Below are 16,270 nucleotides of genomic sequence, written 5' to 3'. Positions count from 1 at the left end.
ACGATCGTTACCCGGCCGAAACGGCGCCATGACGGTGCTTGGAACCACGGTAGCGTGCCCCGATGTCGCACGTAAACAACCCTTGTTATTGCGCACCCACTCCAGAAAGGGCCGCTACAGCCAGGTCAGCAAGCCGCCACTGCGCCGGGTCGGTTGCCGGCTCGCCTGCTGCAGCACCCCCGCCTGTGGCTCGAACAGGCTCAGCCAGCCGCTCGCGCGCGTGATCGCGGTGTAGGCCAGCTCGCGCGTCAGCAGCGGGCTCTCCGGCGGGGGCAGCAGGAAGGCCACATGCTCGAACTCCGAGCCCTGGGACTTGTGCACCGTCAGCGCGAACGCCGTCTCCACGGACTCCAGGCGCTGCGGGATCATCCAGCGCACATGCCCGTCCGCCGCGACAAAGGCGACCCGCAGGGCGGTTTCCGCCGCATCGTCCGCGCCCGGTTCGGCATCACCCCGGGCCAGCCAGGCGGGCACGCGCAGGGTCAAGCCGATGTCGCCGTTGATCAGTCCCAGCGCGTAGTCGTTGCGCGTGACGATCACCGGGCGCCCCTCGTACCAGACGCCCTCCGCCTGCAATACACCCCTCGCCGTCAGCGCCCCGGCAACGCGGCGGTTCATCCGGTCCACACCCCAGGGCCCCTCGCGCACGGCGCACAGCAACTGGAAGCGCCCGTGCTCGCGCAGCGTGCCGCGCGCCCATTCCTCCCACGTGCCGCGCGCATCGCGGGATGCCGGGCGTCCGGCCGTCAAATGCTCCAGATAGCGGACGACCCCGAACGGTGCCGCGTCGGCATGCCCGGCCCCGTCCAGCACGCGCCGCAGCAGGGCCGGATCGTCCGGGCCCTGCAGCACCGCCGCGTGGACATCCTCGCCCGGGTGGCCCGCCACCTCGGCCGTGCCGTCGTTCACCGCCGCGGCCAGACGACCGATCCCGCTGTCCGCGCCGAATCGCCGGCTGCGGCGCAGCATCGCCACGTGCTGGTCCAGTGCCCGCCCGTCCTCGTCCACGTAGCCGGCCGGCAGCGCCAGCCCGGCCACCTCGCGCAGCCAGGCCGCCGTCTGCGGTGTGTAATGCCCGCCGTCCGCCCGCGCGCACAGCTCGCCCAGCACCGCCCCGGCCTCTACCGAGGCGAGCTGGTCGCGATCCCCCAGCAGCACCAGCCGCGCATGCGCCGGCACCGCGGCCATCAGGCTAGCCATCAGCTCCAGATCCACCATCGAGGCCTCGTCCACCACCAGCACATCCACCGGCAGCGGATTGCGCGCATCGTGGCGGAAGCGCCGGGTATCCGGTCGCGCGCCCAGCAGGCGGTGGAGCGTAACCACCTCGCGCGGGATCGCGGCGCGCAGGCGCTCGCCACCGGGGAAACGTTCGAGCCCCAACGCGTCCACTGCCCCGGCGACCGAGGCATTCAGCCGGGCGGCCGCCTTGCCGGTCGGCGCCGCCAGACGGATGCGCAGCGGCTCGCCCTCCCCCTGGAGTCCCTGCAGCAGCGCGAGCAGTTGCAACACCGTGTAGGTCTTGCCGGTGCCCGGCCCGCCGGTAATCACGCTGAACGCGGATCCGGCCGCCAGCACGCAGGCCAGGCGCTGCCAGTCCGGTTCGCCATCGCCCTCCTCGGCCGGACCGAACAGCCGATCGAGCCAGGTGCGCAGCGCATCCGCATCCAGCCCTTCGCGCCAGGCCGGCTGTTCGCGCAGGCGTCCGGCCACCGCCTCCCCGATCCGGCGCTCGGCCTCGCGGTAGCGGCGCAGGTACAGCCGGTCCTGCGCGCGCACCAGCGGGGTCCCCGCGTCCGCGTCGACACCGCAGATCCGATGCCCCTCCAGCGCGGCGTCCAGTGCCCCACGGTCCAGGCCGCGCAGGACATCCGAGGGCCTAGGAAGCCCCCGCTCCGCGCCCTCCGGCGGCAGCGACAGCATCCGGTCCGGGGCCTCCAGCAGGCCGTCGAGGTCCAGGCAGACATGCCCGCGCCCGGCCTGATGGCTGGTCAGCGCCGCCAGCAGCAGCGTCAGCGGCGGTGCGGCGGGCACCTGTTCGCGCAGAAAACGCACCAGCACGCGGTCAACGCCGCGCACCCAGCCCGCGTGCTCCCACTCCCCGAGCAGATCCAGCAGCGCCCCGGCGTCCTGCAATGCGCGCTCGGCCGTCATGCCCGCGCCTCCTGCGGCCGGTCCGGCCCCTCGGCGAACCAGTCGTCCAGTTGTTCGATCAGCGCCCGTGGCGGGCAGTCGTGGAACACGCCGCGCCCCGGCGCATCGATCCCGCGCAGGAACAGGTACACCCCGCCCCCCATGTGGCGGTCGTAGTCGTATCCCGGCATCCGCGCCTGCAACTGGCGATGCAGGGCCAGCGTGTAGATCACCAGCTGCAGGTCGTAGCGGTGTTCCAGCACGGCGTCGCGCAGGCGCTCGGGCACATAGGCCTCGGGGCCGGGCCCCAGCCAGTTGGACTTGTAGTCGGCGACGTAATAGCGGCCCTCGTGCTCGAAGACGAGATCGACGAAGCCCTTGAGCATCCCGTTCAGCAGCCGGTCGCCCGCCGGCGGCCGGGGCTGTCCGGGCAGCAACTGCTCGCGCACGGCGGCATCCAGCCGGCGGCTCTGCAGCCAGCGCGTCTCGAACAGGAACTCGAGCTCCGGCTGATACACGCCCAGTCCGTCCAGGCGGAACACGCCACCGGAGGCCAGCGCGTACTCGGCCGTAATCAGCCGCCGCATCCAGTCCTGCACGACGGGGGTCCAGTCGCCCCAGTCGCGTTGTTCGCAGCGCTTTTGCACCTCGTCGTCCAGCCGGGCGCGATCGGCGACGACCGCCGACCAGCCCTGCTCGGCCGCCCACTCCAGCAGGCCGTGCAGGAAGGTCCCCGGGGCTGGCCCGCGCGGGAAGTCGTGCAGCCCTCCAGCCACCGGTACCTCGGGCAGCGGCAGCGCCCGCGTCGGGTCGTGCCCGGCCTGGGACCCGGCCCCGGAGCCGACTGCGCTCTCGCGCAGCATGTCCTCCAGCGCGGAATCCGGGGCCACCGGGTCGGCGACCAGCGGCGCCGGCGCATCCGCCTCGTCCGGGTGCGCAATCGCGCTGTAGCTGGCCACCCACCAGGGCTCGCGTACCGGGCGTGTCGGGGTACGCGCCCGCCCGGGGGCGGCCGTGTGCTGTGCCAGTCGCACGCCCCTGCCCGTGATCTCGGGCAGGGGTTCGATCGCAATCGCGGCCTCGTCGCCACGGGCCGCCTGCAGCCGGTCCTCCAGCTCGCCGTTCGGCATCGGTTCCGGGCCATTCAGCAGATAGCCGACCGCACTGCGGTGCAGCTCGTTCTCCTTGCTTCGCCCCGACACGATCGGCACCAGCCCCATCCAGCAGGCGTGGCGCGCACGGGTCATGCCCACATACAGCAGGCGCAGGTCCTCGGCCAGGCGCTCGCGATCGGCGCGCTCCTGGGCACGTGTATCCATACGAAAGATCCAGCGCGGCCTGCCGCCCGGCGGGCGATCGATACGCGGCACATCCTTCTTCGGGTCGACCGCGCGAAACGCGCAGACAAACGGCAGGAACACCAGCGGGTACTCCAGCCCCTTGGACTTGTGCAGCGTGACCACCTTGACCAGGTCCTCGTCACTCTCCAGGCGCAGCACCTGCTCCTCCGCGGTCGCGCGCTCGCCCTCGCGGTGCTCCACCAGATGCCGGATCAGGGCCTGCTCGCCATCCAGCTCCGCGGCCGCACGCTGCAGGAGTTCGCTCAGGTGCAGCAGGTTGGTCAGCGCGCGCTCGCCGTCGGCACTGGCCAGCAGCCGGCGCGGCACGTCGAAGTCATGCAGCAGGCGGCGCAGCATCGGCAGCACACCACGCGTCTGCCACAGGCGGCGATACTCGCGGAACTGCTCGACGCGGTGCTCCCAGCGCAGTTCGTCGGTGGTCAGCCGGTGCAAGTCGGCCAGCGACTGCCCCAGTGTCGGGGTCGCCAGCGCCGCGCGCAGCAGGCGCTCGCTGGTCGGCTCGGCACAGGCCCGCAGCCAGCGCAGCAGGTCGCCCGCCTCCGGGGTCACGAACACCGATTCGCCCTCGGACAGGTACACGCTGCGCACCCCCCGCGCGCGCAGCGCCTCCTGCATGATGCGGGCCTCCACCTTGCTGCGCACCAGCACGGCGATATCCCGCGGACGCACCGGCCGCAGCGCGTCTGAATCCCGAAAGCCGCAGGTCCCGTCCGTCCCGCCATTGAGCAGGCGCACCATCTGCTCGGCCGCGGCCGTGGCCATCTGTTCGCGATAGACACCGGTGCCGACCGGTGTGCCCGGGTCCATGCACCACAGGGTCAGCGCCGTCACCTCGGCGCCGTCCTGTTCCAGGCGCTCGCCGCGATCCTGGGCATCCACCGCGTGGAACGGCAGCTCGCCGTCATCGCCCTGGCCAAACAGGAACGCCCCCTCCGACCAGCCGTCGGCATGGGCAAACAGGCGGTTCACCGCGCCGACCAGGCGCGCGGTCGAGCGGAAGTTGCGCGGCAGCGTGTAGTGACGCCCGGCGGTCGCGCGACGCGCCTTCAGGTAGCTGTGGATGTCCGCTCCACGAAAGCCGTAGATCGCCTGCTTCGGGTCACCGATCAGGAGCAGGCCCTGCTCGGCCGGGTTGTCCTCGATGCGGTAGACGCGTTCGAGGATGCGGTACTGCACCGGGTCGGTGTCCTGGAATTCGTCCACCAGGGCGACCGGGAACTGACGCCGCAGCGTCTCGGCCAGCGCCTCGCCGCCGGGCCCCTCCAGGGCATCGCGCAGGCGCAGCAGCAGGTCGTTGAACCCCATCTGCACCCGCACGCGCTGGGCCTGGCGGAACTGGAGATCGATCTCCACCGCCGCCGCCTGCAGCAGGCGTTCGCTGTCGTCCGCGCAGACCTCGGCGGCGGCATTGAGCGCGGTAAACGCCGGGTGCAGGTCGTCCGGCAGGGACTTGCCCTTCTTCAGCCGCTCGGCCATCCCCGCCGCGCACATGCGCTCCAGCACAGGCGTCGTGCCGACCTTGTCCGGCAGCAGTGCGGCCGGGTCCTCGGCCCAGGCGCGCATCACTTCGATCAACTCGTCCGGCTTCTGGTACTTCGTGCCGAGCAGCACGTTCGCCAGCAACTCGCGGAACTGTCGCTCCACCTCGGCGGCATCCTCGCGCCAGACGGCCTTCAGCTCGGCCAGGCGTGCGAGGCGCGTGGCCAGCTCCGCATACAGCCCGTCCGGCGTGCGGTAGGGCTCCAGCCCCGCCGTGTCTGTCAGATGGCCGAGAAGCGGCCGCACCCGGGCCTGCAGTTCGTCGGGTCCTTCGCCAAAGGCCTGGCGCAGCAGCTTCAGGTGATCCGCCGGCTGCGGGTAGACAAAGCGGCGCCAGTAGTCGCGCGCCGCCTCGGCCTGCAGCTCGCTCTGGTCCGCCTCCAGGCGCTGGTTGAACAGGCTTCCGCTGTCGAACGCATGCTCGCGCAGCATGCGATAGCACCACGAGTGGATGGTCGAGACCGCCGCCTCGTCCATCCACTCGGCGGCCAGCTCCAGCCGCCGCGCGGCCCCGGCGCGTGCGGCCGGATCCGGGTAGGCGGCCAGCAGCGCCGGCCACAACGCCTCGTGGGCCGGGGCCGGTTCGCCGCGCAGGATGCGCGCCCCGCGCGCCAGCACCGCGCGGATGCGCTCGCGCAGCTCGCGGGTGGCCGCCTCGGTAAAGGTCATCACCAGGATCTGCGGCGGGGTCAGCTCGCAGGTACCCTCCGGCAGCTCGCCGTGGCCCAGCACCAGCCGCAGATACAGCGCGGCGATGGTGTAGGTCTTGCCGGTGCCGGCACTGGCCTCGATCAGGCGGCTGCCGTGCAACGGCAGTTCCATCAGCTCCAGCGGCTGCGCACCTGCACTCATTCCATCTCCTCCCCGGCGGCCAGCGCCTCGAACAGCGGCCGGTACAGCCGGTCGCGCCAGTGCCCGAACGCCGGATCCTGCAGCAGCACCTCCGGGTCCGGCCAGGCACGCGCCAGGGCCGGGCTGCGCGCCCATTCTCCGGGGCTGAAGTCGTCCCCGACCAGCACTTTGCGCGCCCGCGCCAGTGGGTCGGGGTCGTCCTTCGCCTCGGCCTGCAGCCAGGCGAAGGCGGTGGCGCAGGCCACCGGCAGCGGGCGTTCCAGCCCGGCCACCCAGCCCTCGACCAGGGCCCCGAGGTGCTCGCGGGCCTGCTCCGGCCCCACGCCCGGCAGGCGCATCCCGGTATCCAGCCCGATCACCTCGGTCGCGACCCGGCCGCCTTCGCCCGTGCCCTGGTTCGCCAGCAGGTGTTCGAGCCAGGGCTTGGCCACCTTGTCCACGCGCCAGTCCTTTTTCTGTTTCAGCCGGCTCACGGTGTAGTCCAGCAGCACGGCCTGCCCGGCCCCGCCGCGCAGGGGCGGGGCGGCACCCTCCAGCATCCAGCCCCCCTGCCCCAGACGCACGGCGGGCGATGGCGGCAGCCGTTCCGGCCAGACGGCCAGACGCAGGCCGATGCGCTCCAGCAGACGTGCGGCCTCGGCGATCATCGCCTCGCGTTCCAGCTCGCCAGCCGCGCCGAGCGGCAGCGCACCGGCGCGCTGCAGCCGCGCGGCCTCGGCCTCCAGCACCGGGCCCCAGGTCTCGGGGTCCTCGCCATGGTCCAGCGCGGCCGCGACCAGGGCCTCGCGCACCTGCCACTGTTCCAGCCCGGCCAGGGTGAACGGCTCCAGGTCCTCGCTCGGGGCCTCCTCGCGATCGAACACCACGCCCAGCCGGTGGCGGAAGAACGCCTCCGCCGGATCGCGCAGGAAGCGCATCAGCGTATCCGGGCCCAGCACGCGTTCATCGTCGGCTTCGTCCGGCGGCGGCAGTTCGAGCGCGTCCGGCGCCGGGGTCTCGTCGGCGTGGTGGACCGCCTCCCACTCGCGCGCGTAGGTGAAGTGCCGGGCGTGTGCCGGGTCGGGCGGGAAGTTGGCCGGCGAGAACGGCTGCAGAGTGTGCACGGTGGTCAGGTGTTCCAGTAGCGGCTCCTTCCGGGCCTGCCCGTCGACCTCCTCCGCGCCCTGGAGCCGCCAGCCGGCGGCCAGGTGATCGCGCAACTGCGCGACCAGCACCGAGGGCGGCTGCGACTCGTTGTCGCGCGCGCTGTGGCCGACCCAGCTGACATGCAGCTGTCGCCGCGCGGACAGCAATGCCTCCAGGAACAAGTAGCGATCGTCCTCGCGCCGCGAGCGATCGCCGGGGCGGTAGTCGCGGCGCATCAGGTCGAAGTCCACCGGCGTCGGGCTGCGCGGATAGTCGCCGTCGTTCATGCCCAGCAGGCAGACGATGCGAAACGGGATCGCGCGCATCGGCATCAGCGTGCCGAAGTTGACCGAACCGGCCAGGAAGCGCTGTCCCAGCCCGCTGTCCTCCTGGCTGGCCAGCCACTGCTCGCGCACAACACCCAGCGGCAGGGGGTCGTCCAGTTCCGCCTCTGCGCAGTCGGCCTGCCACTGGTCCAGCGCCTCGCGCAGGCGGCCCAGGGTGAACAGCTCGGCGTCGGTCTCGCCGGCGAAGAAGGTATCCAGCAGCTCGCGCAGCCGGGTGTTCCATTCGCCGGGGGTATGGGCGTGGCGCAGCCAGCCCCAGGCCTCCGCCAGCGCGGTAATCAGGTCATCCATCGGGCCCAGCAGCACGGCATCCAGCCCGCCGATCTCGTCGAACGGCTCCAGCCCCTGCCAGGCCCCGGCGCCCCCGGACGCATAGCCCAGCAGCATCCGCCGCAGGCCAAAGCGCCAGGTGTTCTGCTCCAGCCCCTCCGGCAGGCCGAGCCCCGCGCGCTGTTCGGCATCCAGCCCCCAGCGCACGCCCGAGCCCTCGGCCCAGCGGTGCAGCGTGGTCAGGTCCTCTTCCGCGATTCCGAAGCGCCGGCGCAACGCGGGCACATCCAGCAGGTCCAGCACCTCGGCCACGCCCATCCGGCTCTCCGGCAGCGACAGCAGGCGCTCCAGCGCGATCAGCACCGGGTCGCGCCCGCGCGGCCCCTGGTCGGACAGGGTGTAGGGGATGTAGCGCGGGTCGTCCGGCGGGAGCTGGCCGAACACGGCCTCGATATGCGGGGCGTAGGCGTCGATGTCCGGGACCATCACGATCACGTCGCGCGGGCGCAGGCCCTGGTCGGCGTCGAAGTGCGCGAGCAGCCGGTCGTGCAGGATCTCCACCTCGCGCAGCGGGCCATGGGCGACATGGAACTGGATGGAGTCGTCGTCCGCCGCCACCGCCGGCCAGGCCTCGCGCGTCTCGCCCAGCGGGCGCAGCTCGCGGATGTCCTCCTGCAACTGGTGCAGCAGGCATTCGCCGCCGTGCGGCTCGAAGTAGTCGACCCGCTTCCAGGCGAGCGTCTGCAGCACGGCGTCGTAGGCAGTGGGGTCGTCGTGTTCGTCCAGCAGGCCGATGTAGTCGCGGCCCTGCTTGCCCCAGGCGGCCAGCAGCGGGTGCGCGTGCTGGTGCAGCTCGGCGTCGTCCAGCACGCTGGGCATGCCGGCCTTGCGTGCCTGACGCTGGCGCGTCGCGCGCAGCAGGTCCTTGTCGGCGACGATGTCGGCCCAGTAGTGCTCGCAGGGGTTGTGCACGCAGACGAGGATCTGGCACACGCCGGCCAGCCCCTCCAGGGCCTCCAGGATCTGCCCGGGCATCGAGGAGATGCCGAACACGATCAGCCGCCGCGGCAAGCCCTGTGGGCGCTCGCTCAGGCCCTGCACCGCCTCGCGGTAGCGGGCGTGGACCGTGGCCCGGCTGGTGTCGGCCGCACCCTCGCCGATGTCCTCGCGCAGCAGGCGCCACAGCGCGGCCTGCCAGCGGTCGTCCTCCCCCAGCGGGGTCTCGCGGCCACGCGCGTCGCGCAGGACATCGCGCCCGGCGGCCCAGGAGGTCAGCCAGTCGGCACGGTAGACCTGATACTGGTCGAACAGGTCGGCCAGGCGCTCGGCGAGCTGGTGGCGCTTGCGCAGGTCGCCGCCGTCGCGCGGGTCGTCATCGGCGAGAAAGCGCGCCAGCGGGGCGAACTCGGGGTGCGTCAGGCACTCCGGCAGCAGACGCATCAGGCGCCAGATCAGCGGGCGCTTGGCGTACGGGGATTCCAGCGGCACGGCCTCGAGCCCGAGCACCGCGCGGTAGGCCGACCAGACAAAGCGCGACGGCAACTGCATGTCCAGCGCGGCGGCGATGCCACAGCCGGGCGGGTCGGCATCCGGGTGCGCGGCCAGGGCGTAGCGCAGCCACTGCGCCATGCCGTTGCTCTGCACCAGCAGGGTCTCGTTCTCCAGCGGGCCGAGCGGCGCACGCTGCATCCAATCGACCACCAGGGCACGCAGCGACTCCAGATGGTTGCCGTGCAGCACCACCATCCCTGGCTGCAAATCGCCGGACTGCGTCACCCCTGCTCCTTGTGCCCCATGTGAGCGCCGTGTAATGGGCCTACCCTACCAATGTGCACGCCCCTGCGCCCGCCCCCATTGGCATCCGGCCCAAAGCCGGTATCCTGTGCGGTTTTTGAACGCCGTCACAGAATAAAGGAAGGCGCATGCTCGCACTGCAAGCCGGGCTGGGACTGCTCGTATTCGTGGCCATCGCCTGGCTGCTGAGCGAACACAAGACACGCTTCCCCTGGCGCGAGGTGCTGGCCGGGCTGGCGCTGCAGTTCGGTATTGCCGTACTGCTGTTGAGCGTCCCCGGCGCACAGCATGCGTTCCTGTGGCTGAACCAGGTCGTGATCGCGCTAACCGATGCCACCCAGGCCGGCACCTCATTCGTCTTCGGCTATATCGGCGGGGACGACCCGCCGTTCGCGGTCGACGACCCGGCCAACAACTTCATCCTCGCGTTCCAGGCGCTGCCGCTGGTGCTGGTGCTCTCGGCCCTGTCGGCGTTGCTGTTCTACTGGCGCGTGCTGCCGGTGCTGATCCGCGGGGCCTCGCTGGTGCTGCAGCGGGCGTTCGGCATTGGCGGTGCCCTGGGCGTGGGCACGGCGTCGAACGTGTTCCTCTCCATGGTCGAATCCCCGCTGGTAATCCGCCCGTATCTGCGCCAGATGAACCGCAGCGAGCTGTTCGCGCTGATGAGCGTGGGCATGGCGACGCTCGCCGGCACGATGCTGGTGCTGTACTCGACCATCATCGGCACGGTGCTGGACGATGCGCTGGGCCACCTGATCGTCGCCTCGCTGATCAGCCTGCCGGCCGCGCTGCTGATCGCCACCGTGATGATCCCGCCGACCGCGCCCTCCACCGCCGGCGATCTGCTCCCCGAGACCGAGAGCGCGACCAGCGCCATGGACGCGATCACCCGCGGCACCCTGCGCGGGCTGGAACTGCTGCTGCAGATCATCGCGCTGCTAATCGTGGTGATCGCCCTGGTCGCGCTGGTCAACGTGATGCTGGGGGCGCTGCCCGAGGTCGCCGGGGCCGCGCTGAGTCTGGAGCGCATCCTGGGCTGGGTCTTCGCCCCGCTGGCCTGGCTGATGGGCATCCCCTGGGCCGAGGCCACCACCGCCGGCTCGCTGCTGGGGGTCAAGACGATCCTCAACGAGATGGTCGCCTTCCTGCAGATGGCGGAGCTGGGGGACGATGCGCTGTCCGCGCGCAGCGAGCTGATCCTGATCTATGCGCTGAGCGGCTTCGCCAACCTGGGCAGCCTCGGCATCCTGATCGGCGGCCTCGGCGCGCTGGTGCCGGAGCGGCGCAGCGAGATCGTGAGCCTGGGCATCCGCGCCATCGTCGCCGGCACGCTGGCCACGCTGATGACCGGCGCCGTGGTCGGCATCGTGCATATCGCCTGACACGCGGCGGGGTCCGCCAAACCGTTGGCAGCCGGAGGCCGTTCCGGTGTAGGCTTCTGTCTGGCGATATGCAAACTGAAATATAACGACCCGCATATCCCCAGCCTCACCGTCACTGCGAGGAGCACCGCGACGAAGCACAAAAGCAGCGAAGCTGCGTTGAACGGCCGAAGGCCGGCCCGAAGGGCGAGCGCAGCGAGTAATCGCGAATGGAACCACCCGAACCCACCTGGACCCAACCACCGGGAAGCCCCCACAGCATGCACCTGCGCGCCCTCCTCCTGACCCTCGTCCTGCTGCTGCCCGGCCTGGCGCACGCCTCCGGCCCGCTGACCATCGCCGCCGCCTCCGACCTGCGCTTCGCCCTGGACGAGATCGTGGAGGCCTACCGCGAGGCCTATCCGGACGACCGCGTGCGCGTGACCTACGGCTCCTCCGGGCGCATGACCACACAGATCCTGAACGGCGCGCCCTACGACATCTTCTTCTCCGCCGACATCGCCTACCCGAAGCGGCTCCACGCGGAGGGTGCCGCCGTCACCGAGCCGTCCGTCTACGCAATCGGCCGCATCGTGCTGTGGAGCAACCGCATGGATGCCTCGGAGCTGACGCTGGAGGACCTGACGCGCGACGACATCCGCCGCGTGGCCATCGCCTCGCCCACCCACGCCCCCTACGGCGTGCGCGCGCAGGAGGCGCTAAAGGCCGCCGGCGTCTGGGACGCGCTGCAGCCGAAGATCGTCAACGGCGACAACATTGCCCAGACCGCGCGCATGGTGCAGGCCGGCGGCGCGGACATCGGGATCATCGCCTTATCGCTCGCCAAGTTTCCCGATCTGGCCGAGCACCCGCACCACCTGATAGACGATGCCCTGCACGAACCCCTGACCCAGGGCTTCGTGATCACCCGCCGCGGCGCGGACAAGGACTCGGCCCACCGCTTCGCCGAGTACATGAATCGCGACACCGCACGGGACATCATGCGCCGCTACGGCTTTGTCATGCCCGACGATGAAGCCGCCGAGAACGCCTCCAAAGGCGCCGACCGCGAGGCTATGTAGAGCTGTATGTTCGACCTGAGCCCCACGGACTGGATGGCGATCGAGGTCACCCTCAAGCTCGCGCTCTACACCACGCTGATCCTGCTGGTGATCGCCACGCCGATCGCCTGGTGGCTGGCCAACGGGCGCGGCTCGCCCGGCGTGCGCACCGCGGTGCAGGCCCTCGTCGCCCTGCCGCTGGTGCTGCCGCCCACCGTGCTCGGCTTCTACCTGCTGGTGCTGCTTGGCCCGGCCGGGCCAGTCGGCAGCACGCTGGAGAACTGGGGCCTGAACCACCTGGCCTTTACCTTCCAGGGCATCCTGATCGGCTCGGTGATCTACTCCCTGCCGTTCGCCGTGCAGCCGCTGCAGCAGGCCTTCGCCAACCTCGGCCGCCGCCCGGTGGAGATCGCCGGTTCACTGGGCGCCGGGCGCATCGACCGCTTCGTCACCGTGATCCTGCCGATGACCCGCGGCGGCTTCATCGTCGCCGCCACGCTCGCCTTCGCCCACACCCTCGGCGAGTTCGGCGTGATCCTGATGCTGGGCGGCGCGATCCCCGGCGAGACCCAGGTGCTGTCCATCCTGATCTACGACCACGCCGAGGCGATGGACTTCGACTCCGCCCACCGCCTGTCCTTCGGGCTGCTGGTGTTCGCCTTCGCCGTGCTGTTCATCGTCTACGCGATCAACCGCCGCTTCGACACGGTGCGCCTGTGACCCGGCCCGATCCCGACACGCTGCGCATCAAGGCCCGGCTGGAACGCCCCGGCTTCGCGCTGAACGTGGACACCGCCTTCCCGCTGGAGGGCGTCACCGCACTGTTCGGCCGCTCCGGCTGCGGCAAGACCACGCTGCTGCGCATCATCGCCGGGCTGGAACATCCACCCGGCGGCGAGGTGCACTTTCGCGATGCCGCCTGGCAGTCCGGCAAGACCTTCGTCCCGCTGCACCGCCGCCGCGTCGGCCTCGTGTTCCAGGAATCCACCCTGCTCCCGCACCTGTCCGTACGCGGCAACCTGCTCTACGGCTACAAGCGCACGCCGGAGCCCCAGCGCCGCCTGCACCTGGACGAGGTCGCCCGCCTGCTCGGCATCGACGACCTGCTCGAGCGCCGCGCCGACCAGCTCTCCGGCGGCCAGCGCCAGCGCGTCGCCCTCGGCCGCGCCCTGCTCACCAGCCCCGACCTGCTGCTGCTCGACGAACCGCTGAACGCCCTGGACACCCAGACCAAGCGCGAGATCATGCCCTTCCTCGCCCGCCTGTCCGAGGAGACCGGCATCCCCAGCCTGCTCGTCACCCACGCCCCGGACGAGGTCGAACGCCTCGCCACCCGCGTCGCCTTCATGCAAGACGGCCAACTCGAACGCCTGGAACCCCTGCGCGAGGCACTGGCCCGCGCCGACTCCCCCCTATTCCGCGACGAAGGCGCCGTCTCCGTCCTGCAAGGCACACTGGGCCCGGCCGACGCCCACGGCCTGCACCCCTTCGGCCCGCCCGAGGCCCGCTACCGCGTACCGTCCACCCCCGGCTCCACCAACGGCGCCGGCCGCCCCGCCCGCCTGCGCATCGATGCCCGCGACGTATCCATCGCCCTGACCCCGCCTCAGGACGTCTCCATCCTCAACATCATCCCCGCCACCATCGAATCGCTGGACGAGGCGCCTGGGCACCACGGACCCGCACGGGTCCTTGCCGTGTGCCGGCAGGACGATGGGCAGACGTTGATGGCGGAGTTGACGCGGTTATCTACCGAGCGGCTTGGTCTCAGGCCCGGCGCTCGCGCCCACGCACTCGTCAAATCCGTCGCCTTTCTCGACTGAACGTCCCGGCCACGCCCAACACCACTACACCGTCCAACCACTTCGCAAACCCACACCATCCATGCCAGAATCAGCCTAAAAACAACCCAAAGCTGACCTACCGCCGACACCATTACGCCAACCAGCACTGCCGAAACTCGCCACGGCGCACTCATCAGTCATACGCCATAACCACCTCATAACAACGCACAATATGACGCCCCATCATCCAGAAAATATACGTCAGACGCTCACCCTACATCAACGCCCGAAACCTAATCACTTTAGTTCGAACACCTCTGCAACCCAAACTGACAACCCCATGGACGAAATAGATGACTAGACTTTCTCAAAAAGAAAGGGTGGTCTCGCTAGGGATAGACCTTCTACTACTTTTAGTAATATGCCTTTTGGCGTTCGGCACCCCTTACCCTCCGGTTGGCGATACAGGGTTCTGGTTTTATACGGCACTCTTGAGCATCTTGGTCGGATCGAAAATTGTCACCCCATTTTACGTTAAACCCGTGGACGCAGTCGCATACTCCGTCCCTGCGTTTGTATCTCTCATGGTCGTAAACGATTGGAACCTATGGCCAACAGCGACAAAGTCTGCATTTCTAGCTGTCACGGCTCTCCCCGCCTCCGTTCTTGCTCTTGCATTAATCACCATTACTCTAAATAACTGGAGAGACGACCGCCTAAAACAAGTCTCCAATAGAATTCGCATTCTTCTTGAAGTATTCGCAAAGCCCCAGGTTATCTACACCCCGATAGTCATTTTTGCTATGTACGCCTACCACATAGGTAGCCCACACGAACTCATTCTCATCTCCATCGCTGTGTTGCTCACCGTCGCGATGTCGTCTGGCGATGTCATGATCAAGGCATATAACCGAATGCAGCGAGCCGCCAGCACCGACTGGAAACTATCAAATGTCGCGGAGGTCGCCGCTTATCAAGACCCAAAAGTCATTCTCCTACGGAAAATGAATGATGGCGATATCCCCCCGAAATCTATTGTTTACATAAAAGACCGGGACTCAAGGTCGAAGTTAGCCCTGACCCTTGACTTCGTCGGCAGGGACAATGGTTTATTGATACGGTCTGTCGAGATCGCGGGAGCCGATTCCACCACATTCAATGAGATTGAATCGTCGATACCCAATAACTCGGTCGCAACAATCGAACCAACACACCTCAAAAAGATCTGCGATTCGGGGAACATTAATCTTCCGCAGAAAGATTCCGTGGTCGGTATTGTAGCCCCAGACACGTCAATACAACGGCTGTTCTTTGAGGTCGTCGATAACACCAACCTCGAAGAAGGTCGCTTAGTCAGCGTATACATACAAAACCAGCAAGTTCTATATCAGATCGTTGGCGGCTTAACAAAAGAAGAAATCGTCCATCAAAAGAATACGTATGGGTACCTCCGCGCTCAAGCCCAGCAAATCGGGCTCTGGGATCAAGACCGGAAGAAGTTCGCTCAGTTTAGCTGGCTACCGAACATTAACGAACCGGTATACCTAGAGAGACAAGACATTTATACACCAGAACCCGACACCATTGGGCACTTCCCAAGTAGCAATTACCAGATAAGAATTGGCAACCTCAACCATCTGGTAACTCACAATACCGCTATCCTGGGAATCCTTGGCGTGGGAAAATCAATGCTAGCCATTGAACTGCTCGAGAGAATGATGGCTGAAGGCATTAAAGTTGTATGCTTAGACCTCACCAACCAATATTCTACGGAGCTATCGGAATACTATGACTCACCCCATGAAAAAACTTGCATAGATAAGCTTCGTGCAGCAACCGAAAAGGACAGGAATGCATGGCAAGAAAACCCAGAACAAGGAGGAAGCCTGCCTAACCTTAAGAGCGCATTCTATCGAGATCTTCACGAGTTCATTAACAATACGAGAGGCCATGTTCTAAAAATTTACAATCCAGCAGAGTTTGTGGCTACTCGGCAAGAACGCGCTCCTGGTAGCTATCAGTCCGGCGGGCAGTGGCAACGAGGGGCGGCACTATTTAGTGTTACGCCTGTAGAGGTCACACAAATAGTGTCCGAATCTGTCCTGGAGATACTGTCTTCAGAAATGTCTGACAATGCTAGAGTCTGCCTAGTCTATGAAGAAGCTCACTCTTTGGTTCCGGAGTGGAACTCCGTTGTTGCAGACCGTGACAAGCACGCAACGAGTGGTACAGCTAGGGCGATACTTCAGGGCAGAAAGTATGGGTTGGGTTGCATGCTTATCACCCAAAGAACAGCCAACGTCACCAAAACCATACTCAATCAATGCAATACGATATTTGCGATGCGGACATTTGACGATACGGGTAAGGACTTTCTTGGAAACTATATTGGAAAAGATTATGCAGAATCGCTCTCAGCAATAAGGGAGCGGCATGCTGTCTTTTTTGGTAGGGGTTCAAGTTGTGAGAATCCCGTATTGCTGAGATTGAATGACAGGGACGAATTCCTACGATCCTTCCGGCCCCTCCATCGCCCGCCTCAGTTTCCGCAGGAACACGAAGGCACACCTGAGAGCCACGAATTGCAGGCAGACAACCAATCAGAAGATGAGATTCCGTTCTAAGGAAAAGTCGGGACACGAG

8 protein-coding genes are annotated in these 16,270 nt (G+C 67.6%); 5 read left to right on the top strand and 3 right to left on the bottom strand.

Annotation, left to right across the window (positions count from 1 at the left end):
* Positions 1-114: 114 nt before the first annotated feature.
* The 3 genes from recD to recC are packed head-to-tail and all read right to left on the bottom strand — an operon-like array spanning position 115 to position 9,373.
* Positions 115-2,154, bottom strand: a complete 2,040-nt coding sequence (gene recD, locus F791_RS0109305; protein WP_019592477.1) for an exodeoxyribonuclease V subunit alpha — start codon at positions 2,152-2,154, stop codon at positions 115-117.
* Positions 2,151-5,885 carry an exodeoxyribonuclease V subunit beta gene (gene recB, locus F791_RS0109300; protein WP_019592476.1) on the bottom strand — a complete coding sequence of 1,245 codons (3,735 nt, stop codon included), beginning with the start codon at positions 5,883-5,885 and terminating at the stop codon, positions 2,151-2,153. Before recB ends, recD begins: the two co-directional genes overlap by 4 nt.
* Positions 5,882-9,373: an exodeoxyribonuclease V subunit gamma gene (gene recC / locus F791_RS0109295; protein WP_081622319.1), complete on the bottom strand. Its 3,492-nt coding sequence runs from the start codon at positions 9,371-9,373 to the stop codon at positions 5,882-5,884. The genes recB and recC overlap by 4 nt, the downstream gene beginning before the upstream one ends.
* Before the next feature lie 176 nt (positions 9,374-9,549).
* Between recC and F791_RS0109290 the strand changes: the two genes are divergently transcribed.
* From F791_RS0109290 to F791_RS13515, 5 genes are all read left to right on the top strand, one after another.
* Complete coding sequence (locus tag F791_RS0109290) at positions 9,550-10,803, top strand: NupC/NupG family nucleoside CNT transporter (RefSeq protein ID WP_018994163.1); 1,254 nt, start codon at positions 9,550-9,552, stop codon at positions 10,801-10,803.
* Positions 10,804-11,063: 260 nt separating this feature from the next.
* Complete coding sequence (modA, locus tag F791_RS0109285) at positions 11,064-11,864, top strand: molybdate ABC transporter substrate-binding protein (protein WP_018994164.1); 801 nt, start codon at positions 11,064-11,066, stop codon at positions 11,862-11,864.
* A gap of 6 nt (positions 11,865-11,870) precedes the next feature.
* Positions 11,871-12,563 (top strand): molybdate ABC transporter permease subunit, encoded by a 693-nt coding sequence (gene modB, locus F791_RS0109280; protein WP_018994165.1) that lies wholly within the window; start codon positions 11,871-11,873, stop codon positions 12,561-12,563.
* On the top strand, positions 12,560-13,666 hold the full coding sequence (modC, locus tag F791_RS0109275; RefSeq protein WP_018994166.1) for a molybdenum ABC transporter ATP-binding protein: 1,107 nt from the start codon (positions 12,560-12,562) through the stop codon (positions 13,664-13,666). The genes modB and modC overlap by 4 nt, the downstream gene beginning before the upstream one ends.
* A 314-nt stretch (positions 13,667-13,980) precedes the next feature.
* Complete coding sequence (locus F791_RS13515; protein WP_156000520.1) at positions 13,981-16,251, top strand: ATP-binding protein; 2,271 nt, start codon at positions 13,981-13,983, stop codon at positions 16,249-16,251.
* Positions 16,252-16,270 lie beyond the last annotated feature (19 nt).

Source organism: Thioalkalivibrio sp. ALRh (assembly GCF_000381425.1).
GTDB lineage: Bacteria > Pseudomonadota > Gammaproteobacteria > Ectothiorhodospirales > Ectothiorhodospiraceae > Thioalkalivibrio.
Note: the sequence above shows the minus strand (reverse complement) of the source record. Positions and strands in the feature narration are given on the sequence as shown.